At 64.6% G+C, this 24,428-nt stretch carries 21 protein-coding genes and 1 pseudogene; 12 read left to right on the top strand and 10 right to left on the bottom strand.

The genetic code is table 11. The features are described from left to right. Positions 1-59 precede the first annotated feature (59 nt). Positions 60-2,057 carry a BTAD domain-containing putative transcriptional regulator gene (locus OOJ09_RS06730; RefSeq protein WP_269904867.1) on the bottom strand — a complete coding sequence of 666 codons (1,998 nt, stop codon included), beginning with the start codon at positions 2,055-2,057 and terminating at the stop codon, positions 60-62. Positions 2,058-2,330: 273 nt separating this feature from the next. Here OOJ09_RS06730 and OOJ09_RS06725 point away from each other — a divergent pair, with 273 nt between their 5' ends. From OOJ09_RS06725 to OOJ09_RS06690, 8 genes are all read left to right on the top strand, one after another. After that, positions 2,331-3,419, top strand: a complete 1,089-nt coding sequence (locus OOJ09_RS06725; protein WP_269904437.1) for a PLP-dependent cysteine synthase family protein — start codon at positions 2,331-2,333, stop codon at positions 3,417-3,419. Between the two features lie 14 nt (positions 3,420-3,433). Continuing rightward, complete coding sequence (locus OOJ09_RS06720) at positions 3,434-4,921, top strand: pyridoxal phosphate-dependent decarboxylase family protein (RefSeq protein WP_269904436.1); 1,488 nt, start codon at positions 3,434-3,436, stop codon at positions 4,919-4,921. Between the two features lie 48 nt (positions 4,922-4,969). Beyond that, complete coding sequence (locus tag OOJ09_RS06715; protein WP_269904435.1) at positions 4,970-5,326, top strand: hypothetical protein; 357 nt, start codon at positions 4,970-4,972, stop codon at positions 5,324-5,326. Between the two features lie 152 nt (positions 5,327-5,478). Then, positions 5,479-5,850, top strand: coding sequence for a hypothetical protein (locus OOJ09_RS06710; protein WP_269904434.1), 372 nt, complete (start codon positions 5,479-5,481; stop codon positions 5,848-5,850). A 114-nt stretch (positions 5,851-5,964) separates the two neighbouring features. Then, the gene (locus OOJ09_RS06705) at positions 5,965-6,591 is read left to right on the top strand and encodes a CDGSH iron-sulfur domain-containing protein (protein ID WP_269904433.1); all 627 of its coding nucleotides are present in this window, start codon (positions 5,965-5,967) and stop codon (positions 6,589-6,591) included. Between the two features lie 58 nt (positions 6,592-6,649). Next, positions 6,650-6,952 (top strand): cupredoxin domain-containing protein, encoded by a 303-nt coding sequence (locus OOJ09_RS06700; RefSeq protein WP_027052789.1) that lies wholly within the window; start codon positions 6,650-6,652, stop codon positions 6,950-6,952. A gap of 181 nt (positions 6,953-7,133) precedes the next feature. Beyond that, on the top strand, positions 7,134-9,176 hold the full coding sequence (locus OOJ09_RS06695; protein ID WP_269904432.1) for a hydantoinase/oxoprolinase family protein: 2,043 nt from the start codon (positions 7,134-7,136) through the stop codon (positions 9,174-9,176). Between the two features lie 222 nt (positions 9,177-9,398). After that, positions 9,399-11,573, top strand: coding sequence for a malate synthase G (locus tag OOJ09_RS06690; protein WP_269904431.1), 2,175 nt, complete (start codon positions 9,399-9,401; stop codon positions 11,571-11,573). A 129-nt stretch (positions 11,574-11,702) separates the two neighbouring features. Here OOJ09_RS06690 and OOJ09_RS06685 read toward each other — a convergent pair whose 3' ends face one another. From OOJ09_RS06685 to gshB, 8 genes and pseudogenes are all read right to left on the bottom strand, one after another. Then, positions 11,703-12,059 carry a hypothetical protein gene (locus OOJ09_RS06685; protein WP_269904430.1) on the bottom strand — a complete coding sequence of 119 codons (357 nt, stop codon included), beginning with the start codon at positions 12,057-12,059 and terminating at the stop codon, positions 11,703-11,705. 87 nt (positions 12,060-12,146) lie between these two features. Continuing rightward, positions 12,147-12,380 carry a hypothetical protein gene (locus OOJ09_RS06680; RefSeq protein ID WP_269904429.1) on the bottom strand — a complete coding sequence of 78 codons (234 nt, stop codon included), beginning with the start codon at positions 12,378-12,380 and terminating at the stop codon, positions 12,147-12,149. 60 nt (positions 12,381-12,440) lie between these two features. Next, complete coding sequence (locus tag OOJ09_RS06675) at positions 12,441-13,730, bottom strand: M4 family metallopeptidase (protein WP_269904428.1); 1,290 nt, start codon at positions 13,728-13,730, stop codon at positions 12,441-12,443. 64 nt (positions 13,731-13,794) lie between these two features. After that, positions 13,795-14,112, bottom strand: a complete 318-nt coding sequence (locus OOJ09_RS06670) for a protealysin inhibitor emfourin (RefSeq protein ID WP_269904427.1) — start codon at positions 14,110-14,112, stop codon at positions 13,795-13,797. Between the two features lie 214 nt (positions 14,113-14,326). Beyond that, a pseudogene (locus OOJ09_RS06665) lies at positions 14,327-14,548 on the bottom strand (magnesium chelatase domain-containing protein); the annotation flags it as partial. 71 nt (positions 14,549-14,619) lie between these two features. Further along, entirely contained in the window at positions 14,620-15,411 is a 792-nt protein-coding gene (locus OOJ09_RS06660; protein WP_269904426.1) for a GNAT family N-acetyltransferase, read from the bottom strand. Between the two features lie 225 nt (positions 15,412-15,636). Next, positions 15,637-17,169, bottom strand: coding sequence for a YifB family Mg chelatase-like AAA ATPase (locus tag OOJ09_RS06655; protein WP_269904425.1), 1,533 nt, complete (start codon positions 17,167-17,169; stop codon positions 15,637-15,639). Between the two features lie 183 nt (positions 17,170-17,352). Continuing rightward, complete coding sequence (gene gshB / locus OOJ09_RS06650) at positions 17,353-18,294, bottom strand: glutathione synthase (protein ID WP_269904424.1); 942 nt, start codon at positions 18,292-18,294, stop codon at positions 17,353-17,355. Positions 18,295-18,533: 239 nt separating this feature from the next. Here gshB and OOJ09_RS06645 point away from each other — a divergent pair, with 239 nt between their 5' ends. Together OOJ09_RS06645 and OOJ09_RS06640 are read left to right on the top strand one after the other, a co-directional pair. Then, a complete protein-coding gene (locus tag OOJ09_RS06645) occupies positions 18,534-19,778 on the top strand; it encodes a glycosyltransferase family 2 protein (protein ID WP_269904423.1) in 1,245 nt (414 codons plus the stop codon). Beyond that, positions 19,775-20,182: a GtrA family protein gene (locus tag OOJ09_RS06640; RefSeq protein ID WP_269904422.1), complete on the top strand. Its 408-nt coding sequence runs from the start codon at positions 19,775-19,777 to the stop codon at positions 20,180-20,182. The genes OOJ09_RS06645 and OOJ09_RS06640 overlap by 4 nt, the downstream gene beginning before the upstream one ends. 23 nt (positions 20,183-20,205) lie before the next feature. Here the strand turns inward: OOJ09_RS06640 and OOJ09_RS06635 are convergent, their stop codons facing one another. Beyond that, positions 20,206-20,823 (bottom strand): class I SAM-dependent methyltransferase, encoded by a 618-nt coding sequence (locus OOJ09_RS06635; RefSeq protein WP_269904421.1) that lies wholly within the window; start codon positions 20,821-20,823, stop codon positions 20,206-20,208. 194 nt (positions 20,824-21,017) lie between these two features. On the opposite strand from OOJ09_RS06635, the gene OOJ09_RS06630 reads away from it, so the two are divergent. Both OOJ09_RS06630 and OOJ09_RS06625 read left to right on the top strand, forming a co-directional pair. Then, entirely contained in the window at positions 21,018-22,814 is a 1,797-nt protein-coding gene (locus tag OOJ09_RS06630; protein ID WP_269904420.1) for a GtrA family protein, read from the top strand. Between the two features lie 150 nt (positions 22,815-22,964). Next, positions 22,965-24,314 (top strand): putative bifunctional diguanylate cyclase/phosphodiesterase, encoded by a 1,350-nt coding sequence (locus tag OOJ09_RS06625; protein ID WP_269904419.1) that lies wholly within the window; start codon positions 22,965-22,967, stop codon positions 24,312-24,314. The last annotated feature ends 114 nt before the right edge of the window (positions 24,315-24,428 follow it).

Here is a 24,428-nt window from a genome sequence, read left to right as displayed (position 1 = left end):
CGCGAACGGTTAAGCAACCCCTTCCGGCTTTGTTAACCGGCGGGACGTCGCGCCCGGCTTCAGCCCAGCCCAATGCGCCTGGCGCCTTGCCGGAAGAGCGCCGCTGCATCGGGCCCGAAGCGGAAAGTGCCGATGAAATCGTCGCTCGAGTAGTGCGGCAATGTCTTGCGCATGGCGGCGGCATAGCCGCGCGCCTCGTCGAGGCGGCCCGCCAGCGCCAGGCAATGCGCGGCGATCGCCAGGATGATGGCGTGCGCGTTTGGCCGCGCCGCCGCCTTCAGCGCCCATTCGGCCGCCTCCTCGAACTGGCCGAGCCGGACATGCGCCATGGCCCGCGCCCCCAGCATGCCGAACAGCAGCGGGTCGAAGGGGCTGAGATGGCGCGAATGGTCGGATGAGCCGATCGCCGCTTGCGGGTCGCCCGACTGCGAGTGCACGAAGGACAGCGCGTAGTGGCCAAGCGCGAAATTGGGGCTGAGGTCGACCGCCCGTTCCAGTTCGAGCAGCGAGCCGTCCTGCTCGCCACGCAGCCAAAGCGCCCGGCCCATCGCCCAGTGCGCGGCCGGATTGTGGTCGTCGAGCAGCAGGCTGTGGCCGGCGCTCTCGAAGGCGAGCGCGCTTTCCCGGTCGCGGTCGCCCCAGCGCTGGAAGGCGTTCTGCCAGTGGGTGAAGGACAGGCCGGCATAGGCGCGGGCGAAGGTCGGGTCGAGCCGCAAGGCCATGTCAAAGAAATGCCGCGCCTGCTCGTTCTCGGTCTGGGTGAAGCGGTACATGTGCCAGAGGCCGCGATGGTAAGCTTCCCAGGCGTTGAGCGAGTTGGGCGCCTTCAGCATCGCGCGGTTGCGTTCGACCGTTTCGATCTCGGCCGAGATCGATGAGACGATGCTGTCGCAGATATCGTCGAGCACGGCGAAGATGTCGTCGGGCCGGCGCTCGAACGTCTCGGCCCAGACGATCCTGGCCGTGCGCACCTCGATGAGTTCGACACTGACAATGAGCCGGCCGGTCGGGCTACGCACCGTGCCGCCGGTCGGGCCGCGCACCGTGCCCGTGGCGACATAGTCGACATTCAGCCTGCGGCCGGCATCCTCGGGGGCGATGTTCTTCTCGGCCAGCGCAAACACCGATCCGCGCGCGATGACAAAGAAATCCCTGAGCTTGGCAAGCCGGGTGATGATGTCGTGGGTGAGGCCGTCGGCGAGCCCGCCACCGGTGCCGTCGCTGATTTCCTCGACAAACGGCATCACCGCCAGCGAAGCATGGTTTGGCTCCACCGGGCCAGCATCCAGGGGCGTGGCCACCAGACGTGGTCCCGCGGGCACCAGGGCCCGCGGCATCGGAGGCGAGGCAGCCGGCGGCCTGTCGCGGATCGCCCGCCAGGCCGCGTTGACTGCTCCGAAATCGAGGTCCTCCGACTGGAACAGCCGCGCCGCCGCCGCCAGATGCTGCTCGGCCGCGCCGATCTCGCCGCGCCCGGCCAGTCCTGCCAGCAGCGCCGCATGCGCGCGCTCGTCGAACGGCGCCAGTTCCACCCACCTTTGCAGATGGCCTATCGCCTCGTCGCAGCCCGCCGGCAGGCTGCCGGCAAGCTGCTCCAGCACCGCCGCGTGGCACGAGCCGAAGCGGTGGCGCTGCGCGATCAGCCAGCTGTTGAAATGCGGGTTGCGCTCGAGCTCCAGCCCGTCGAGGAAATCCCCAGTGAACAGTCCGGCCAGCACACGCAAGCGCTCCACGTCGAACGTGCCCAGCCCTTGCGCCGCGGCGCTGGTGACCTCGAGCGCGTCGACAAGACAATCGCCCAGGTCAAGCGCCACCGTGTCGCCTTGCGTGGAGACCCGGCGCCGGCCCGGCTCGTCCAGCGCGCCGCGCAGTTTGCTGAGGCACCAGCGCAACTCGCCACGTGGGTCGTTGGGCACGTCCCATAGAAGGTCGCACAAACGGCCGCGCCCGACCGGATGCGGCGCCAGCGCCAGATAGGCAAGGAGCGCGCGCAGTTTGCGTGACGCGGGCAAGACCACCGGAACGCCGTCGCGGGAGATCGTCAGCGGGCCGAGCATGCGCACCGACAGGCCGGCCGCTTCGCCGTCCAGTCTCGATCGGGTGGATTCCACGTAAATTTCCACGCCTGCTCCCACGCTGGCCTGTCGGCCTCTCCTGTATCACAGAACGCGACAAGGAGCATCCGGCCGCGAATTTCCGCGCCGGATGCCGCCACTGCCGCAGTGCCGGCATGTCAGTCCTATCGCGGCAAGGTCTCGAAACCTCGCCGCCCAACTCGCCGGTTTGTAACCGGCCTGTGATGACAAACACGACGATCGAGGAGATCAAAGATGTTGCAGCAACGGAAAATCAGGACCACGGCCGGCCGCGGCCGCCTGTTCGACAGCATTCTCGACACCGTCGGCGACACGCCGGCGATCCGCATCAACAATCTCGGGCCGGCCCATGCGACGATCTATGTGAAGGCCGAGTTCTTCAACCCGGGCGCGTCGGTGAAGGACCGGCTGGCGCTCAACATCATCGAGGAGGGCGAGCGCAGCGGCGCGCTCAAGCCGGGCCAGACCGTGGTCGAGGCGACCAGCGGCAACACCGGCATCGGGCTGGCCATGGTCTGCGCGCAGAAGGGCTATCCGCTGGTCGTCACCATGGCCGACAGTTTTTCCGTCGAGCGCCGCAAGCTGATGCGCATGCTGGGCGCCAAGGTGGTGCTGACGCCACGCGCCGAAAAAGGCTTCGGCATGTACAAGAAGGCGGTGGAACTGGCTGAGGCCAATGGCTGGTTCCTCGCCCGCCAGTTCGAGACGGCGGCCAATGCCGCCATCCACGAGGCGACAACGGCGCGCGAGATCATCAATGATTTCGCCGGCTCGCGGCTCGATTGCTTCGTCACCGGCTATGGCACCGGCGGCACCGTCGTCGGCGTGGCGCGCGTGCTGCGCCGCGAGCGGCCGGAGACCCGCATCGTGCTCTCCGAGCCGGCCAACGCGCAGCTTGTCGGCAGCGGCAAGGCGCAGCAGCGCGATGCCGATGGCGCCCCGGCCGCCAGCCATCCGGCCTTCGAGCCGCATCCTGTCCAGGGCTGGACGCCTGATTTCATCCCCAACGTGCTGCAGGAAGCCATCGACACCAGCCTCTATGACGAGGTGATGCCGATTGCCGGGCCCGAAGGCATCAAATGGGCCAAGGCGCTGGTGCGCCAGGAAGGCATCTTCACCGGCATCTCCGGCGGCGCCACCTTCGCGGTGGCGCGGCAGGTCGCGGAGAAAGCGCCGGCCGGCGCGGTGATCCTGTGCATGCTGCCCGACACCGGCGAGCGCTACATGTCGACGCCGCTGTTCGACGGCATCGAGGCCGAGATGGACGCCGACGAGATGGCGCTGTCGCGCTCGACGCCGGGCTGCCAGTTCCCGGCGGCTTGACGGGAGACCGGGGCATGGACGCCGTGCAGGAAGCCTTTGGCATGATGGCCGAGGAAACGCTTGACCCCTCCGACTGGGCCGATGTCCAGGTCCTGTCGCACCGGGTCATCGATGATGCCGTCGCTTATCTGAGCGAGGTGCGCGACCGCCCGGTCTGGCGGGAGATGCCGGCGGATGTGCGGGAGTTCTTCGCGACGCCCCTGCCGCGATCGCCGGCATCCCTTGCCGCCGTCTATGGCGAGGTCTCCCGGACCGTGATGTCCTATCCGATGGGCAACATCCATCCGCGCTTCTGGGCCTGGTATATGGGGTCGAGCAACTTCACCGGCGCGCTTGGCGATTTCCTGGCGGCGGTCCAGGGCTCCAATCTCGGCGGTGGCAACCACGCCGCCGGGCTGATGGACGGCCAGGTTGTCAACTGGTGCAAGCAGATGCTGGGTCTTCCCGCTTCGGCCGGCGGCACGCTGGTCAGCGGCGGCTCGATGGCCAACATCATCGGGCTGACGGTGGCGCGCAACACCAAGGCTGGTATCGACGTGCGCGAGCACGGCGTTGCCGCCATCGAAAAGCCATTGCGCTTCTATGGCTCGGACCAGACCCATTCCTGCCATCGCAAGGCAATGGAAGCGCTCGGCCTCGGCAACCGGGCGCTGCGCCGCATTCCGACCGACGCCAGCCTGCGCATCGATATCGCCGCCTTGCGGGCAGCGATTGCCGAGGACCGCGCGGCCGGGTTCAAGCCGGCCTGTGTCATCGGCAATGCCGGCACGGTGAACACCGGGGCGATCGACGACCTGCGGACGCTTGCCAAGCTGGCGCACGAGGAAGACCTCTGGTTCCATGTCGACGGCTGCATCGGCGCGCTGATCGCCATCGCGCCACGGAACGCCTATCGCGTTGCCGGCATCGAATGGGCCGATTCGGTCGCCCTCGACCCGCACAAATGGCTGCATGCGCCGTTCGAGGCCGGCTGCGCCCTGGTCAGGGATGCCGTCGCGCACCGCAAGACCTTCGCGGTGACGCCGGAATATCTGGAATCGACGCCGCGAGGCCTCGCCTCCGGCGAATGGCTGCACGACTACGGTTTGCAGACGACGCGCGGTTTTCGCGCGCTCAAGGTGTGGATGGCGCTGAAGGAGCATGGCGTCGACAAGTTCGGCCGCCTGATCGACCAGAACATCGCGCAAGCGGGCTATCTCGCCGGGTTGATCGAGGCCGAGCCGCTGCTGCAACTGGTCGTGCCGCCAACCATCAACATCGTCTGCTTCCGCTATCAGCCCGGCCTCGCCGGCGAGGCGCTGAAGGCGCTCAACACCGAGATCATGCTGCGGCTGCAGGAACAGGGCATTGCCGCACTGTCGGACACCACGGTGCATGGCGAACACTGCCTGCGCGTGGCGATCAACAACCATCGCACCCGGCGAGAGGATCTCGACCTTCTGATGCGTGAAACGGTGCGGCTGGGACGGGAAATTACGGCGGCGAGCCCCACGTCTTCCTAGTTCGCGGCAGGCATGCGATTCTGCCGGGATGATTCGGGAGGTCCGATCGTGACGCTCTTTCGCATGGCCGCGCTCGCGGCACTTGTCTTCACCACTTCGGCCGGCGCGGCCGACATGGCCTTCTTCGTCAAGAACCTGCGCAAGGAAGCGGTCGCGGTGGAGCTGTTCAGCCATGACCGCGAAACGGTCTGGCCGGGCAACGACCAGGTGTTCCTGATCGATCCGGGCTCGCAGAAATCGGTGCCGCTGTCCTGCAATCAGGGCGAGCACATCTGCTACGGCGCCTGGGTCAACGGCGACGACAGCATCTCCGCCGGCGTCGGGCCGGACAATGACCAGCCCTGCGACACCTGTTGCTTCATCTGCGTGGAACATACCACCGAGACGATCGATCTGGTCGAGTAGCGGGACGCTTGTTGCCCCTGTGGGAGAAGGCAATGGTGGCGTCGGACCCAGATTAAGTCAGGGATCGATTCATCCGGCCACTTCCGCGATTCAAAGCGACATGCGATGTTCGCCGCGCGGCCGGGTGGGCCGCTTTCTTTCTGGGGGTTGCCATGTTCCATGCCTATGCGCGCCGCACGCTGGCCGCGCTGTCTCTTCTCGTGCTGGTCGCGCCGGCGGCGCATGCCGGCGACGTCACCTTTGCCATCAAGAACAGTCATCCCAATGCCATGCGCATCGAACTCTACAGTCAGGACCGCGACTATGTCTGGCCGGGCAACGGCCAGGACTTCTACCTCGACGACGGCGAGACCAAGTCGTTGCCGATCTCCTGCAACGAGGGCGAATCGATCTGTTATGGCGCCTGGGTCGATGGCGACGAGCAGACCTACTGGGGCGTCGGCCCCGGCAACAAGGAAAAATGCGAGGATTGCTGCTACACCTGCAGCGGCGGCGAGACCGAGGAAATCAATCTGGTTCCCTGACCGGTTTGCCAGCTTGACGGTTTTCCCGCTGGAGCCATAGCTTGCGCAAACACCCAAAGCACGCCGCGTCTGTCCGTTCAGACGCGACGTGCTTCAGGCAACAGGAGCCTAGCCATGGCGGGCATTGTCGAAAGCGACAAGATCGACGTCGGATTTTCCGGCAAACGCTGCATCCATTCGCGCAATTGCGTGCTTGGCGATCCGCATGTCTTCGTACCCAACGCGCCGGGGCAGTGGATCCACCCCGACGCGGCCAGCGTCGAAAAGGTGGTGGCGATCGCCGAAAGCTGTCCTTCCGGCGCCATCACCTACATCAGAAAGGATGGCGGGCCGCAGGAACAGCCGCCGGCGGTCAACACCGTGCGGCTGCGAGAAAACGGCCCGCTGGCCGTCCATGCCGAGATCGTGCTCGACGGCGAGACCTTTTATCGCGCCACGCTCTGCCGCTGCGGCGCGTCGGAAAACAAGCCGTTCTGCGACGGCAGCCACACCAGATCAGGTTTTGCCGCCACCGGCGAACCGCCGCTCAAGGACACGCCGGCGCTGGAGGCGAGGAATGGCCCGCTGAAAGTGACGCCGACCACCAACGGCCCGCTCAAGCTCGAGGGCAATGTCGAGATCGTCACCGGCACCGGTCACACGATCCATCGCACGCAACGCACCTTCCTCTGCCGCTGCGGCCATTCGGCCAACAAGCCGTTTTGCGACAACACGCATAAAAAGATCGGTTTCGTGGCATGAAAGGCCGTTCGCCAGCGTTAGTGTAGGATGAGGGTTCGCGCTCAGGAGGAAATTCATCATGCGCACCATGCTTGTTCTTGCTCTGCTCGCCTTTGCCATGCCCGCCTACGCCGCCAACCACGCGGTCCAGATCAAGGGCATGAAATTCAACCCGTCCAAAATCTCGGTCGCCGTCGGCGACACCATCACCTTCACCAATGCCGACCCGATGACGCACACCGCCACCGCGCTCGACGGCTCCTTCGACACCGGCCATCTCGCCACCGGCAAGAGCGCCAAGGTCAAGATATCAGCCGCCGGCGCGCACCCATTCCATTGTGCGATCCACAGCTCGATGAAGGGCACCGTCACCGCGAAATAGCGGCATCCTCGCCAGGCCTGATCTTCCGCCATGCCGAGAACACCTGATCTTCCCAACACAGGAGATCAGGTCCTCATCACGGTCATCGCGTGTTGGCCCAGCGCTCGCCGCTTTATCGGCCGGCCCTTATCGGCTAAGGGCGGGGAGCAAAAAGCCTCGCCCGCCCGGATCCGCCAAAAGAATGACCGCCAAGACCAAGCCAAAGCCGCTGTTCCTCGGGATCGACACCGGCGGCACCTACACCGATGCCGTGCTGTGGTCCGAGACGGAAGGCCCGCAGCAGGGGCCGAACAAGGGCAAGGTGCTGGCCAAGGCCAAGGCGCTGACCACGCGGCATGACCTCGCCGTTGGCATTTCCGGCGCCGTCGACGCGGTGCTGCGGAAGGCCGGCACCGATCCGGCTGCCATCAAACTGGTCTCGATGTCGACGACGCTGGCCACCAACGCGCTGGTCGAGGGCCAGGGTGGCCGCGTCGCGCTGGTGATGATCGGTTTTTCCGAGGCCGACCTCGCCCGCGATGGGCTGAAGGCCGCACTCGGCACCGACCCGGTGGTGTTCTGCCCCGGCGGCCACGATGTGCACGGCAATGCAGCCAGGCTCGATCTGTCCGGACTGGAGGCCGCCTTGCCGGAACTCGGCGCCTCGGTGTCCGGTTTTGCGGTCTGCGCCTATTTCGCCACCCGCAACCCGGCGCACGAGATCGCCGCCCGCGACCTGATCCGCGAAAGGACGGGCCTGCCGGTCACCGCCAGCCACGAGCTGTCCGCCAAGCTCGGTGGTCCGCGCCGGGCGCTGACGACGCTGCTCAACGCCAGGCTGATCTCGATGATCGACCGGCTGGTGGCGGCGACCGAAGGCTTTTTGGAAGCACGCGAGATCGTGGCGCCCCTGATGGTGGTGCGCGGCGACGGCGCGCTGGTTTCGGCCGCCTTCGCCCGCCAGCGGCCGATCGAGACGATCCTCTCCGGCCCGGCCGCAAGCCTGGTCGGCGCCCGCCACATGACCGGGCTCGACAATGCCATTGTCTCCGACATCGGCGGCACCACCACCGACGTCGCCGTGCTCGACAACGGCCGCCCGCGGCTCGATCCCGAAGGCGCCACCGTTGGCGGCTTCCGCACCATGGTCGAGGCTGTCGCCATGCGCACTTACGGGCTCGGCGGCGATTCCGAAGTGGCGCTGGAGGACGGCGCGCTAAACCCCAAAATCCTGCTGGGACCGCGCCGCCTGGTGCCGCTGGCGCTGGCCGGCATGGCGCATGGCGCCGCCGTCACAGCGGAACTCGAGCGGCAGCTGCGCGCACCCAATCCCGGCCGCATGGACGGTCGCCTGGCGGTGAGGACCGGTGTGCCGGACCGGCTCGCCGCCGGGTTGACCGGCGCCGAGGCCAGGCTTTACGAGGCGATCGGGGCAGTGCCGGTCGCCATCGACAAGCTTTTGGCCTCGAACGCGCAGAACGCGACGCTCAACCGGCTGGTGTCGCGCGGGCTGGTGCATGTCGCTGGCTTCACGCCGTCGGACGCCGCTCATGTGCTGGGCAAGCAGTCGAACTGGGATCCGGTCGCGGCTCGGCTCGGCGCCGAGCTGTTCGCGCGCAAGCGGGACGGCCGTGGCCAACCTATCGCCGCCTCGCCCGAAGCGATCTCGGAGCGCGTGCTGGTGACGCTGACGCGCTGGTCGGCCGAATACATCCTTGAAACCGCCTTTGCCGAGGACGGGCTCGACGGCGCGGCTACGGTGGCGCATGCGCTGGTGCAGCGCGCCGTCGACGCGCATCCCGGCATCGCCCGCCTCAGCGTCGCGCTCGACCGCCCGGTCATCGGCCTTGGCGCCTCGGCGCCGCTGCATTATGCCGGCCTGCCGCCGTTGGTCGGCAATGACTGCGTGGTGCCGGAAGATACCGATGTCGCCAATGCGCTCGGTGCCGTCGTCGGTCAGGTGCGGGTGTCGGCCGAGGCGCGGGTCAGCCAGCCCAAGGAAGGGCTGTTCCGTCTTGCCTCGGGTGAAACCGTGCGCGATTTCCTGGACGAAGCCACGGCGATCGCGGCGGCCGAGGCCGATGTACGCGCCATCGTCGCACAGCGGGCCAGGGATGCCGGCACCGACAGCGCCGAGATCGATGTCGCCACCGAATTCCGCGTGTCGACCGTCGAAGCCCAGCGCATGTTCATCGAGGCGCATGTGGTGGCGGTGGCCTCGGGACGGCCAAGGATCGCGGTGTGAGCGCCTTCCTTCTCCCCGTTCACGGGGAGAAGGTGCCAGAAGGGCGGATGAGGGGCAGCGCCAACGAAATGCGATTTCACTGTGCCGCCCGTTCCCCGTAGAACGGGGAGAAGGACGCAGCCCCGCCAACCTTGCCTAAATGTTCCCTTCACCTTAAGCCGAATTGACCCTGCAAACCTGACATGTCAAAGGCGCGCGAAGCCTTTCGTCTGGAGAAGCCTTATGACCGATCGCATCGAGATCGCCGGATTGCGGATTGCCCGCGAGCTGCATGATTTTGTGGCCGACGAGGCGTTGCCCGGCACCGGCATCGCGGCGGCCGCGTTCTGGAGCGGCTTCTCAGCCATCGTCCATGACCTCGCCCCGAAAAACCGGGCGCTGCTGGCAAAGCGCGACGCCATGCAGGAGAAGCTCGACGGCTGGTACCGCGACCATGGCGCGCCCGTCGACATGGAGGCCTACAAGGCTTTCCTGAAAGAGATCGGCTATCTCGTTCCCGAGGGACCGGCCTTCAGCGTCACCACCGGCAATGTCGACCCGGAAATCGCCGTGGTCGCCGGGCCACAGCTGGTCGTGCCGGTGATGAATGCCCGTTACGCCCTCAACGCCGCCAATGCGCGCTGGGGTTCGCTCTATGACGCGCTCTATGGCACAGACGCCATCCCCGAGACGGATGGTGCCGAAAAGGGCAAGAGCTTCAATCCGGCGCGTGGCGCCAGGGTCGTGGCCTGGACGAAGACTCTTCTTGATGAGGCCGCCCCCCTCACCCTGGGCAAATGGGCCGGCGTCAACGGCCTTTCGGTGGCGCATGGCGCCTTGCGGCTGAGCGCCGGTGCGGGCTCCACGACATTGGCCGACCCCAGACAATTCGCCGGCTATCGCGGCGACGCCGCCAACCCCGACGCCGTGCTGCTGGTGAAAAATGGGCTGCACATCGAGATATCAATCGACCGCGCCAACCAGATCGGCCGCACCGATCCGGCCGGGATCGCCGATGTCATCCTGGAATCGGCGCTGACCACCATTCAGGACTGCGAGGATTCGGTCGCGGCAGTGGATGCGCAGGACAAGGTCGTCGTTTACCGAAACTGGCTCGGCCTGATGAAGGGCGACCTGGCCGAGGAGATCAGCAAAGGCGGCCGCACCTTTACCCGCAGGCTCAATCCCGACCGGTCCTACACCGCGCCCGCCGGCGGCACGCTGACGCTGCCCGGCCGCTCGCTGATGCTGGTGCGCAACGTCGGCCACCTGATGACCAACCCGGCGATAACAGACCGCGACGGCAACGAGGTTCCGGAAGGCATCATGGATGCTGCGATGACGGCGCTGATCGCGCTGCACGATGTCGGGTCCAATGGCCGCCGCGCCAATTCCCGCGCCGGCTCGATGTATGTCGTGAAACCCAAGATGCACGGGCCGGAGGAAGTCGCTTTCGCGGTCGAGATCTTCGATCGCGTCGAAGCGCTGCTCGGCATGGCCAGGAATACCATCAAGATGGGCATCATGGACGAGGAGCGGCGCACCACGATCAACCTCAAGGAGGCGATCCGCGCGGCACGCGAGCGCGTGGTGTTCATCAACACCGGCTTCCTCGACCGCACCGGCGATGAGATCCACACCTCGATGGAAGCCGGCCCGATGATTCGCAAGGGCGACATGAAGCAGGCCGCCTGGATCTCCGCCTACGAGGCCTGGAATGTCGACACCGGGCTCGAATGCGGGCTGGCCGGCCACGCCCAGATCGGCAAGGGCATGTGGGCGATGCCCGATTTGATGGCGGCGATGCTGGAGCAGAAGATCGCCCATCCCAAGGCCGGCGCCAACACCGCCTGGGTGCCGTCGCCGACGGCGGCGACACTGCACGCCACGCACTACCACAAGGTCGATGTCCACGCCGTGCAGGCAGCGCTGAAGAACCGGCCCAAGGCCAAGCTGGACGACATCTTGTCGGTGCCGGTCGCGGTGCGGCCGAACTGGAGCGAGGCCGACATCCAGAAGGAGCTCGACAACAACGCGCAAGGCATTCTTGGCTATGTCGTGCGCTGGATCGACCAGGGCGTCGGCTGCTCGAAAGTGCCAGACATCAACGATGTCGGCCTGATGGAAGACCGCGCCACGCTACGCATCTCCTCGCAGCACATCGCCAACTGGCTGCATCACGGCGTGTGCAGCGCGGACCAGGTGATGGCGACGATGAAGCGCATGGCCGCGATCGTCGACCGCCAGAACGAAAGCGATCCGCTCTATCGGCCGATGGCCGCCGATTTCGACAAGTCGATCGCCTTCCTCGCCGCTTGCGACCTGGTCTTCAAGGGCCGCGTCCAGCCCAACGGCTACACCGAGCCGGTGCTGCACGCCAGGCGGCTGGAGCTGAAGGCGCGCGAGCGGGCGGGATAGGCGGTAGCTAGCGACGTGCATTCTCAGGAATGCACTAATCGCCTTGACCGGCGCATCATGCTTTCCAAAAATCGTTCCGATTCTCCGGCCGATGCGTGAGAGCCAGCGCAAGGGCTGTTGGCGTAACGATCAGCGCTTGACCGGACCTTTCCGTGCGCCAGCCGGGTCGCCTTCCGGCTTCGGCAAGTCGTCGCCACCCGACGCTGCTGAAGCAGCATTGGCAACGTCATGCGACGGCGCCGGTGGCTCCGAGATGGAAGCTGTCAAACCACCGATTCCCGACATGGGGGTCGGGGGCATGTCTTGGCCCGAGGCCAGCGCCATGCTCGCCGACGGCGTAGGCACGCCGCCTTGGGATAGTGTCGCCGTACCGGACCCGAAATCCATTGGGGACGGCGCCTCGCCATGCAGCGAGACCCCGCCGGATGTACCGCTTGAATTGCCGTCGCCGATATCCAGGCGGATCGTAACGGATGTGATCGACATCGAACGCTCCTTAAAATTGGTTGCGAGTATAGGCCTGGGTGCAACCGTGCAGCCGCACCCAGGCAGCAGACTCGGATCGGCAGGAGTTCAGTTCATGTAAAGTGTGTAAAGCATGTTGTTGGTGTCGTCGTATGATCCGGACACCGTACGCCCGCCCGCCTTCGCCGCGTTCAGCAGAGTGAACATGTTACCGACTCCATCGGTGCTGATCGGCTGCACCTTGCGCCACGGTTGGGTTTCGATGTTTGCCCAAGCGTTCATGGAATGCGGGCTGGTGAAGGTAAGAAGCACGCGGGCGTTTGAGAAACTGACGTATGCCATGATAGTCCTCCAGAAAAACAGTTGGGGTTAAAGGCGCGGATACCCGCCCGTCGCTTCAACTCAGGCTGAGTAAGCCTGGTAGATAAGGGCTGCGTCCACGTAGACGTGCACCTTGGCGCCCGACGACTGTGATTCAGTCAGCAAGGTGAACATGTTATGGACTCCGTCGGGAGTCAGGGTCTGAACCTTGCGCCAGCCATTGTCTTGGATATAGGCCCAGGCATTGGTCTGATGCGGACTGGTGAAGGTCGAGAGTACTGCCTTGTTATATTGCCAAGACAGCACCGGCGCGACATCTATACCCACATCGTGCCAAGCCTTTATCACTTTGTCTCTGACTGCAGCACCAAACAGGGAATTGGCGTTGTCGACGGTCAGATTCGCGAAATCCAGGAACTGTGCTGTTTTTGTCAGCCGGCTATCGAGCAGCGTCTTGTACCAGATCTTGCCGGCGCCATCCCAGGAATTCCCGCCGATCGCCACCGCGGTGAGGTAGAAGGCCTTGTTGGGGATGCCTGAGTTGATGTGCACTCCGCCATTGTCCGAGGCCGTGTTGACGTATTTGCTCATGTGATCGGGCTGCGGATCCTTGCCGAGCAGCGGGTCATCGTAGGCGGTTCCGGGCGCCTTCATCGAGCGCAAGGCCACGCCGTGAATGCCCGCGGCAAGCAGGCCCGCACCGATCAGCCAGTCAGCCTGGGCCGCCGTCTGGCCGAGCGAGCGTTGCTTGACCAGCGAACCGAAGCAGTCCGAGACCGACTCGTTAAGCGCCCCTGGCTGGTCGTGGTATTCGAGGGCTGCCGTCGCACCGGTCACGCCATGGGTCAATTCGTGGCCCTCGACGTCGATAGCTATGGTGAAACGATTGAAGATCGTCCCGTCCCCGTCGCCGAAGACCATCTGGGCGCCGTTCCAGAAGGCGTTGTTGTACTTGTTGCCGTAGTGGACCGTTGCAATCAGGTCCATGCCGTTGTCGTCAATCGAATTGCGTCCATAGACCTGCGCATACAGATCGAAGGTCGCCCCAAGCCCATCGTAGGCCTCATCGACGGCGACGTCGCCACTGGCGCCCTGACCCTCGGAGCGGACCAAGGTGCCGGGCAAGCCAGTGCCGTGATTTGCAGTATAGGTGCGCCGGTTCTTGTGCAGCGCGCCCGCGCCCTGAATCCTATCGGGCGCCTGCAGCGGCTGGGCCACGCGTTGCGCCCGAAACGTACGGTCGATGGACAACGCCTGACGCGCCTTCTCGCGCTGGTCGGCGGTGCCGTTTTCCGCGATTTTCTCCAGCATGTGGGGTGGAATGATGAAGCAAGTGCACCCACCACCGCCGTGGGCATGTAGATGTCTCATGGTGTCCTCCTGCTAAGTTGAAATAAACACTTGAAGAGGGCAAAGGGTCAGCACTCCACCCGGATCAAGGGCGCTTCAAACGGCCAATGGCCTGAATCCGATCAATCAGGAGCTGCAGAGAAGGATCGGTGATCGGGTCGGTGATACGGATCGTATGGACCCGGCCTCCATCTCGAACCGTCACAATATAGGTCATAAGGTCGGCCGACCCTGGCTTTGTTGTACCGACAGACTCTGGTTGATCGAAGAAACTTGTCTGTTCCAGCAAAGATTTCAGCTCATCAGCAAGATGAACGTCAATCTTGTCCGTTTCTATAGTCATAGGCATGCTAAGTTTGGGGATCGCAGCAAAGCCGCCGCTGATCTCAAGAGCTATTTCCATTTTAATCTCATCCAATCCTGTCGACGCGAGCTAACGAAATTCGCTAACCAGATCAAAATAAGAGATTGCCGTTAGAGAATAATCAGGCAGCTCCATTTATCCTTTAATCTTATCATGATCTAATGCTCGCTGCAACATATAATTTAGAGAATGCTAAAGCGACAGGTTGTATGAATTTGTATTATCATTTGAATCTTTTTATTCTGTCGATTCCGACATAGCCGGCCAGCATGTCGCCCGGAATGGCGCCCAGCGCCGCCATCAGGCCAAGCGCGATCGGCAGGTCGCAATGGCTGCCCTCCTTCGGCAGGTCGGCGGGCGCCAGATTGACCGTCACCTTCTTGGACGGCATCGACAGGCTGGAGGCACTCAGTGCCACCTGCACCCGCTCGCGGCTTTCGGCCACCGCCTTGTCGGCCAGGCCGACAATATGGATTGTAGGGCGAAATGGATTGTAGGGCGAATTAATTGCGAAAGCGCTGGGCGAGCGTTGTAAGCTGAGCACGGTCAACGCGTGAACTTCTCCGCCCCGGTCGAAGCGAGCCCGCTCTTTAGATATGGGTGCAGGGTCAGTCCGCATGTTTCGACCATCCGTCTCGATGGAATATTGGTTGCGGCGACCTGTTCGTAAAAGACGGTCGCCGCCAGTTGCTCGAATGCCGTGACAGCGGCGCAGGCATTGATGTAGCTGCCAAGCGACTTGCCCCTGTGGGCCGGCGAGACCGCAGCGAGACCGCCCCAGGCATAGGTCCGGAACGGACTGAAGGAATTGTGTGGCATATAGACAAACGACGTGGCGACGAGGTCCCCATGTCCGTCGACAAGCGCCAAAGTTCGGCCGGTGACCGTTTCGCCCGCGAGGGTCAATCGCGAGAACGGCGCCAGGCCATTCTCCACGAGGAAGACCTGCACGCGCTCAAGGAAAGCCTCTGACGGGTTGTCTGACAGATCAATATGAAAGAGCCCCTCGGGCGGGCCTCGCGCAACGATTTGTTTCGACGCAGCTAGAACGTCGTCAGCGGAGCCCATGAACGTATCCCACCAATCCAGGCGATGTCCCCGGGCCGCCAAGTGAGCGGACATCGCCGCTGTGCGGTCTTCGTGGACGAGGCGAAAACCGAAGCCTCCGTCCGCCTCCAGCATCGCGATACAAGCCTCAAGCCCGACACGATCGACGTCGTCCGTGGAGACCATTCGGCCTGCATTGCAGAGCCCAGGAGTGTTGACGACCGTGCTGGCAAGCTCATCCGCTCGTCGCTGCAGGCGCTGCTGCAGTTCGGTCCCAAAATATCCCCTCATGGATGTCCCTCAACCGGCGGCCCGGTAACCCAAGGTTAAATTAGCATGAGCAAATTTAAAGAAAAGCCTGCCCTCTGCCGCAAGAGCCCCAATACTGGTCAGATGGACACGGTCGTGCCGTCATCAGCTGAGACCGGCACTGGTGCGCGCTTCGCTCCCGCATGGACGTTCTTCAGCAGATTCCGAACATCTGAGGCAACATGACCGCCGCAATCACGGGAAGCATCACGCCGCCTGCGCCACGCGCTCCGAACTCATGCGATAGGAAATCGCCTCGGCGAGATGAATGCGGCCGACGGTTTCGCTGGCGTCGAGATCGGCGAGCGTGCGCGCCACCTTCAGCACGCGGTGATAGGCCCGCGCCGAGAAGGCGAGCTTTTCGCTGGCGTCCTTGAGCAGCGACAGGCCAGCGGCGTCGGGCATGGCGATGTCCTCGATGACCGCCGTCGCGCAATGCGCGTTGGTGGTGGCGCGGGTAGCGCCGAGCCGCTCGAACCGCTCGCGCTGGAGGGTGCGGGCGCGCGCCACGCGCAGCGCCACATCGGCACTTTTCTCCGCCCGGTCGGGCCGGATCAAGTCGCTGGCCGAGACCGCCGGCACCTCGATCCTGAGATCGATGCGGTCGAGCAACGGGCCTGAGATACGCGCCTGGTAGTCGGTGCGGCAGCGCTCGCCGCGCAGGCAGCGATAGCCCGGCTCGCCGGCCATGCCGCATCGGCACGGGTTCATCGCCGCCACCAGCTGGATGCGCGCCGGATAGGTGACGCGATGGTTGGCGCGCGCGATCATGCAGTCGCCGGTCTCGAGCGGCTGCCGCAGCGCGTCGAGCGTCTGCGGCGTGAATTCCGGGAACTCGTCGAGGAACAGCACGCCGTGATGCGCCAGCGACACTTCGCCCGGCCGCGCGCGCAGGCCGCCGCCTACCATCGCCGCCATCGAGGCCGAATGATGCGGAGCGCGGAACGGCCGCCGGTCGGTCAGCTTGCCCTCGCCGAGCTCTCCCGCCACCGAGGCGATCATCGAGACTTCCAGCAGTTCCTTCGGCGCCAGCGGCGGCAGGATCGACGGCAGGCGCTGCGCCAGCATCGATTTTCCCGAGCCGGGCGGCCCGACCATCAGCAGATTATGGCCACCGGCAGCCGCCACTTCCAGCGCCCGCTTGGCGGTCTCCTGGCCCTTGATGTCGGCAAGGTCGGGCAGATCGCGCGCCGAGGCGTGGATGCCGGCTTCCGGCCGCGACAGCACCTGCGTGCCACGAAAATGATTGGCAATGGCGATCAGGCTGCGGGGCGCCAGAATGTCGAAATCAGCACCCGCCCAGGCCGCTTCCGGCCCGCAGGCGAACGGGCAGATCAGGCCCTTGCCCTCGGCGTTGGCGCCGATCGCCGCCGGCAAGGCGCCGGCGACGGCGGCGATCGTGCCGTCGAGCGACAACTCGCCAAGCACGACATAGCCGGCCAGCATGTCGCCCGGAATGGCGCCCAGCGCCGCCATCAGGCCAAGCGCGATCGGCAGGTCGTAATGGCTGCCCTCCTTCGGCAGGTCGGCGGGCGCCAGATTGACCGTGACCTTCTTGGACGGCATCGACAGGCCGGAGGCATGCAGTGCTGCCTGCACCCGCTCGCGGCTTTCGGCCACCGCCTTGTCGGCCAGGCCGACAATATGCATGTTGACCTTGCCGGGTGCGATCATCACCTGCACGTCAACCGGCACGGCTTCGATGCCCTGGAAAGCGACCGTGCGAACCCGCGCCACCATTTCCCCACCCCGGATATGGGCTTGCCCCAGCCCGTGCGATCAGGGCCCTGATAGCCCTTGGGGAGACAATCACAGTTTCCCGGTCAAAGCAAGAACATTACAGGAACATACAATCGCAGGGGTTGCAGCTGGATTGTGCCCGGTTGCAAAAGCGGAACATGGTTAAGACAAAATAAAGACGGCTTACTTCCGCTTGTCCTCGATCGCGTCCCAGAACAGGCTGGCGATGTCGGCGCCGCCGAAGCGCCTGACCTCGCGCACGCCGGTCGGCGACGTCACGTTGATCTCGGTCATGTAGTCACCGATGACATCGATGCCGACGAGGATGAAGCCGCGCTCCTTCAGCGAGGGCCCGATGCGGGCGCAGATCTCGCGCTCGCGCTCCGTCAGCTCGGTCTTTTCGGCGCGGCCGCCGACATGCATGTTGGAACGGGAGTCATGCTCGGCCGGCACCCGGTTGATGGCACCGACCGGCTCGCCGTCGATCAGGATGATGCGCTTGTCGCCCTTGCGCACCTCCTTCAGGTAGCGCTGCACGATATAGGGTTCGCGGAACATCTGCCCGAACATCTCGAGCAGCGAGGCGAGGTTGCGGTCGGCCTCGTGCAGATGGAAGATGCCGGCGCCGCCATTACCGTAGAGCGGCTTGATGATGATGTCGCCGAACTCCTTGCGGAAGGCTGCGACTTCCTGGCTGTCCTTGGTGATCAGCGTTTCAGGCATCAGGTCGGCAAACTCGGTGACGAAGATCTTTTCCGGGCTGTTGCGCACCCAGGCCGGATCGTTGACGACCAGCGTCCCGGGATGGATGCGCTCGAGGATGTGCGTGGTGGTGATGTAGTTCATGTCGAAGGGCGGATCCTGGCGCAGCAGGACGACGTCCATCTCCGCGAGATCGGTGCGCACCTGCTCGCCCAGCGAATAGTGATCGCCCTTCTCGTCGCGCACCTGCATCTCCTCGACGCGGGCAAACACCTTGCCGTCGCGCAGCGACAGCCGATCGGGCGTGTAGTGGAACAACTGGTGGCCGCGCCGCTGCGCCTCCAGCGACAGCGCGAACGAGGTGTCGCCGGCGATCGACACGGTGGAGATATGGTCCATCTGGACGGCGATTTTCAGCTTCATGGCAGGTCTCCGGCGCATCGGATGGGCGACTGCCTTGCCTGTACAGCCTCGCCGCGCGTCTGCCAATCGCGACATTTTGAAGATTGGCGTCAGGCAACCGCGAACCTGGCCGCTACCGGCCGTTTGGAGACAAGGCGAGGCTGCGCGTCATCGTTTTCTTAAGCCTTGCCGTGCAAGGGTAAGCGCCGAATTGCCCCGGCCCGCCGCTGCCGCCCCGGGTCATTGATGGAACAACGACCATGAACGCCGTCACCGCCATCCGGGCCGCCTCGGCCAAAGCGCTCGAACTCACCATCCTTATGCCGTGCCTCAACGAGGCCGAGACGCTGGCCGTCTGCATCGGCAAGGCGAAGGCGTTTCTCGGCAAGGCCGGGATCGCCGGCGAGGTATTGATCGCCGACAATGGCAGCACCGACGGTTCGCAGGACATCGCCGCCGCGATCGGCGCCCGTGTCGTGCCCGTGGCCGAAAAGGGTTATGGCGCCGCCTTGCTCGGTGGCATCGCCGCCGCCAAGGGCCGCTTCATCATCATGGGCGATGCCGACGACAGCTATGATTTCGGCGCGCTGGAGGCCTTCGTTGCGCGCCTGCGTGACGGCGCCGACCTGGTCATGGGCAATCGCTTCCAAGGCGGCATCGAGCCCGGTGCCATGCCGCCCCTGCACCGCTATCTCGGCAATCCGGTGCTGAGCTTTGTCGGCCGGTTGTTCTTCCGCATCAAGACCGGTGATTTCCACTGCGGCCTGCGCGGTTTCAACACCGAGAGCATCAGGAAGCTCGATCTGCAGACGACCGGCATGGAATTCGCCAGCGAAATGGTGGTACGCGGCGCGCTGGCCGGCCTGCGCATCGAGGAAGTGCCGACCAAGCTCAAGCCCGACGGCCGCAGCCGGCCGCCGCATCTCAGGACCTGGCGCGACGGCTGGCGGCATCTGAAGTTCCTGCTGGTCTACAATCCGCGCTGGATGTTCTTCATACCGGGCACGGTGCTCGGCGGCCTTGGCATGCTGTTCGCGGCGCTGCTGGTGTTCGGGCCGCTGCGCGTGATCGACAATCTGTCGCTCGACCTCAACACCTTCGTCGCCGCCTGTTTCATGGTCGTCACCGGCGTCCAGCTCATCACTTTTGGCGCCATTTCGCGTTACTATGCCGAGATAACCGGCATTCTGCCGCCAAGCCGACGTTCCGACTGGCTGACCAGGACCATCAGCACCGATCGTCTCGCCACCAATGCCGGCATCTGTTTCGCCGGCGGCGTGCTGTTCGTCATCTATGCCGTGGCGCGCTGGGCGCATCTCGGCTTCGGTCCGCTGAACGATTCCGAAATCCCGCGTATCGTCGTGCTCGGCCTCAGCCTGATCGTCATTTCATTCCAGGCGTTCTTCTCGGCGTTCCTGCTGGGGGTTCTGGAGATCCCGGTAAAACGGCTGAAAGCAGGCCAGGCCAACCGGCCGGGCGACTCCGTCGCCCCTGCTGAAAAATGAGCGGGCTTGCGCGAAAATTCGCCTCGGTGCGGCTTATCCGGTTCGCCGTGGTCGGCATTGGCGCGGCGCTGCTGTTCTTCGCACTGTCGTGGGCCTTGGTTTCGGCCGGCTTGCCGCCGTTTGCCGGAAGCGTCATCGCCTATGTGCTGGCGTTCGTGGTGGCGTATTCGGCACAGCGCGGCTGGACGTTCGGGGGACAGCACGACCATGCCCATGCGTTGCCACGCTATCTCGTCACCCAGCTGGCCTGCGCAGCGTTCGCAGGCCTGTCCGCCCATGTCGCGGTGTCGATATTTTCCGCGTCGCCGCTGGCCATGTCAGCCATCACCACGGTCGCCGCAAGCGCGGCGAGCTATGTGCTTTCATTGGTCTGGGTGTTTCGCGACGATCAAAGAGCCGCGTGAAGGCGTTCGACCCGGCCCGCCGGTCACCGAAGCGATGCGACGAAGTGCAGACCCCTGTCGAACAGAAGGTTCGCCGGAAAGGGGTATAGCGCCAGGTTTTCGCGCCAGGTCTGGGTCTTGAGCCCGACCTGACCGAACATCGCGTCCCATTCCTGTCTGGACAGATAGTTGTAGGGCAGCCTCACATCGTGGCCCTTGTTTCCCACCCAGTCCATGAACCTGAGTATGCCGTGGGCGAAGGGCCCGTCCCGCAGATGGTCCTTGATGACAACGCCCTTCCGGGCGACCCTTGCGGCTTCGGCGACAAGATGGCCGGGATTGTCCGTGTGGTGGAGAACATCGACTATGGTCACCCAGTCGAACGACCCGGAAGCGGCCGGAATCGTAGCGCCGTCGAAAATCTCGACGGGGATGGCCGTACGCGGACGGAGAAAAACATCGATCCCGCGAAACGCCAGCCCGGGTTTCCTGTCCATCACCGCCTTGGCGAGCGAGCCATCGCCGCAGCCGAGATCGAGAACGGTGCCGTCGGCCCTCAGCATGAGGCCGATATGTTCGGAGAGGACCCGGATGCGGCGTCGAAACACTGCACGGCTGTGCGCCGCGTTCAGGATCTTTTTTTCGACCGCCATAACACTCATGCCAGGATCCTGGACCGAATTGCCTGTTCATCGGCCATTCCGGGAACGTATCCGTGAATGGCAAACAAAGCGTTTCGCGCCATGGATTGCCTTTCGCAAGACTGGCTTAAGGTTTGCGCAGTGAGTTGGCGCTAGATTTCCTTTCGCGAAAGGGAGCAATCAAAGGCCGTCCCGTGACTCCTGTCGATGCCATAATGTCCGTCAAGGCCACGCCATGCCCGTCATGGCGCAACGACCTCGCGCTGGCGCTCATCGCCGCGCTGGTGTTGGTTGCCGTCAGCGCCTGCAACGGATTCCGCGAATTGACCAATGCCGGCGGCGACAATGACAGTCTGCTGCGTCTGGTCGAGGTTCGCGACATGCTGGCCGGACAGGGCTGGTTCGACCTGCATCAGTACAGGATGGGGCTTGAAGGCGGCTTTGTCATGCACTGGTCACGGCTGGTCGACGCGCCGCTCGCCGCCATCATCCTCTCAGCCTCGGCCCTGACCGGCAGCATGGCCATGGCCGAGGCCATCGCGCAGATACTGTGGCCGGCGCTGCTGTTCTGTGCGGCCGTGTTCTTCACCGCCCGCGCGGCGTGCAGTTTCGCCGGCGCGGGCGCCGTGCTGCCGGCTGTCGTCGTCGGCGCCGCGGCGCTGCATTTCATCGGCATCTTTTCGCCGGGCGCGCTCGATCATCACAATGTCCAGCTGACGCTGACTATGGCCAGCCTGAGTTTGCTGCTCGAGGCACCCGTGCGGCGGTGGGCGGCACTGTTTTCGGGCTTGTGCGCGGCGCTGACGTTGGCTGTCGGCATGGAGACCGCGCCCTATGTCGCCGCCATCGGCGCCTGCACGGCGATATTGTTCGTCGTCGACCTGGGCGGCGAACGCCGGATCGCAATGGATTTTGGCCTCGGCTTTGCCGGCGTTTCGGCGCTGGTGTTCGTCACCACCATCCCGCCGTCGGCCTGGGGCCAGGCGCAATGCGATGCCTTCTCGACCGTGCAGTTCGTCGTCGCGGCGCTGGCTGGAGCTGGCCTTGCGACCATCGTTTCGGTCGATGCGGCCAGCCGCACGCGCCGGCGGCGGCTTATCTCGCTCGGTCTGCTTGCCGCAGTGCTGGGCGCTGTCGTGGTGTCGCTGTTCCCGCAATGCCTGGCTGCGCCCTATGCGAACCTCGATCCGCGCCTCAGGGAATTATGGCTCGATTACATCGACGAGGCGCAGTCGCTGTACAAACTTGTCCTCTACGATCCGGTCCGGGTGGTGGCGCGTTTTGCCACGCCGCTGCTGGCGGTCGCCCTGATGGCGCTTCGCTTCAGCCGGGGCGGCTGGCGGCGGCAGGACAGTCTTGTCGGCGGGCTGCTGGTTGTGGCGTTGCTGGTCAGCGCCTGGGAAGTGCGCGGCTCGACGTTCTCCATCGCCTTCGCGGTGATCCCGCTTTCCGCCTGGATCGCCAAATGGCGGCAGCGGGCCGAAACCAGCCCGTCACGCGGCGCGCTGCTCAGGATGGTCGCGGCCTGGCTGATCTCGGTGAACGCAATCTGGTCGGCCGCCGCCGAGGCGACATCGAGCGCGTTCGAAACCCGTGCGGCCGTAAAGGACGCCAGTGTCGATGGGTCCTGCCAGGGCAAGGCCTCGTTCGCGGCACTCAGCCGGATGCCGGACACCACCGTGCTTGCCATTTCCAATCTTGGCTCGCCCATCCTGGCCTATTCCGGACATCGCGTCTTCGCCGGGCCGTATCATCGCAACATCGCGGGAAACCTGCTTGCGCTCGATGCCTTCCTCGGATCGGACGCTGATGCCAGGTCGGTGGTCAAAAGCCACCATGTCGGCCTTGTCGCTGTATGCCGTGGCAATCCGGAAAGCCAGCTTTTCGCCGCAACGGCACCGGACGGCTTTCTGGCCGGGCTGATGCGCGGCAACGTGCCGGAATGGCTGGAGCCGGTCGCGGACACCAAGGGCGCCCCGCTCGAACTCTATCGTGTCGGGCCCAACGGCTGAAGAATGTCTGAAAACAAAGGTTTGACGCGCTCCGCGCCGACCTTCCCGTAGGTGATGCACTTTACCCGCGAATAATCGATTTGGGATACGTTTCCTAAAGGGTTTGCTGACAGTCTGGGCCTAAATCCGAAGTCACAAACAGGGACACCGATGCAAACTTCGTTTGGCACCGGTCAGGCAAACAGGGAGAGCACGGATCTGGCATTCACCGATCCGTTGACCGGGCTTGGCAACCATCGCCGCTTCTTCGACAAGGTCGATCGCCTGATCAGCGATCGTGCCGACGACCCGGCGCCGTTCACCGTCGGGATTCTCGACCTTGACGGTTTCAAACCGATCAACGACCTGTTCGGCCACAAGGCCGGTGACGATATCCTGATCCAGGTCGCCATGCGGCTGCGCGCCTCGATGGACGGCTACTCCACGGTCTGCCGCATCGGCGCCGACGAATTCGCCTTTCTCTATCCGATGGTGTTCAGCGAGGAAGCGGCGGCTGAAAGATCCCGCATGCTGATCGAGATCCTGTCGGCGCCCTACGATGTCGGCGAACGCACGGCGAGGCTTTCGGCCTCGGTCGGCTGCTCGCTGTTCTATTCCGGAGACGAGACCACCGAGATCCTCGTCAACAAGGCCGAGACGGCGCTCTACCACGCCAAGCGTTCCGGCCGTGGCCGGGTCGTCGTCTACACCCGCGAGATGGAAGAAGCGGCCAAGCGCGTCACCCGCATCGAACAGGCGTTGCGCCGCGCCGTCTCCGCCGGCGAGGTGGAGCCGCACTTCCAGCCCATCGTCGACCTCAACACCCGCCGCACCGTCGGCTTCGAGACGCTGGCGCGCTGGACCGATCGCGACCTCGGCTCGGTGCCGCCAACGGTCTTCATTCCCATCGCCGAGGAGCGCGGCATCATCGGCCCGCTGTCGCAGCTGGTGCTGCGCAAGGCGACCGAGGCGGCGAGAAGCTGGCCGAAGGACCTGTTCCTGTCCTTCAACCTGTCGCCTTCGCAACTCGTCGACCAGAACACCGGCCTGCATATACTGGCCATCCTCGAGCGCACCGGCTTCGATCCGCGCCGGCTGGAAATCGAGATCACCGAGACCGGCCTGATGAACGACCCTGCCTCGGCCGAGAAGATCGTCGAGGATCTGCGCCGCGTCGGCATCCGTGTTTCGCTCGACGACTTCGGCACCGGCCAGTCCTCGCTCGGCCGCTTGCGCGAATTCCATTTCGACAAGCTCAAGATCGATCGCGCCTTCGTCTCCTCCATTCTCGATGACCGTCCCTCGGAACACATCATTCGCGCCATTCTCGCCATGTGCGAGGGGCTCGGCATGGATGTCGTCGCCGAAGGCATCGAGCAGGAAGCGCAGGCCGACCGCCTTGTCCAGTTCGGCTGCGCCGGCGGGCAAGGCTATCTGTTCGGCAAGCCGGTCGATGCCGACGCCACGCTCGGTTATCTCCGCGATTCCTACCGCGGCGCCTCGCGCGCCAAGGCGGTTTGACCGCCGATATCGACGCCGCCAGCAACCTGCTGACAGCGCTGTGCACGTCCAGTGCGGCGCATTGTCGTTTTGTCTGACATAAGCCCGCAAATCCGGCTTTTCGCACTTGCCCGC

The sequence above is a fragment of the Mesorhizobium qingshengii genome, assembly GCF_027563465.1.
In the GTDB taxonomy this organism is placed as follows: Bacteria; Pseudomonadota; Alphaproteobacteria; order Rhizobiales; family Rhizobiaceae; genus Mesorhizobium; species Mesorhizobium qingshengii_A.
The sequence above is the reverse complement of the archived record's forward strand: the minus strand, read 5'-3'. Positions and strand labels throughout refer to the sequence as shown.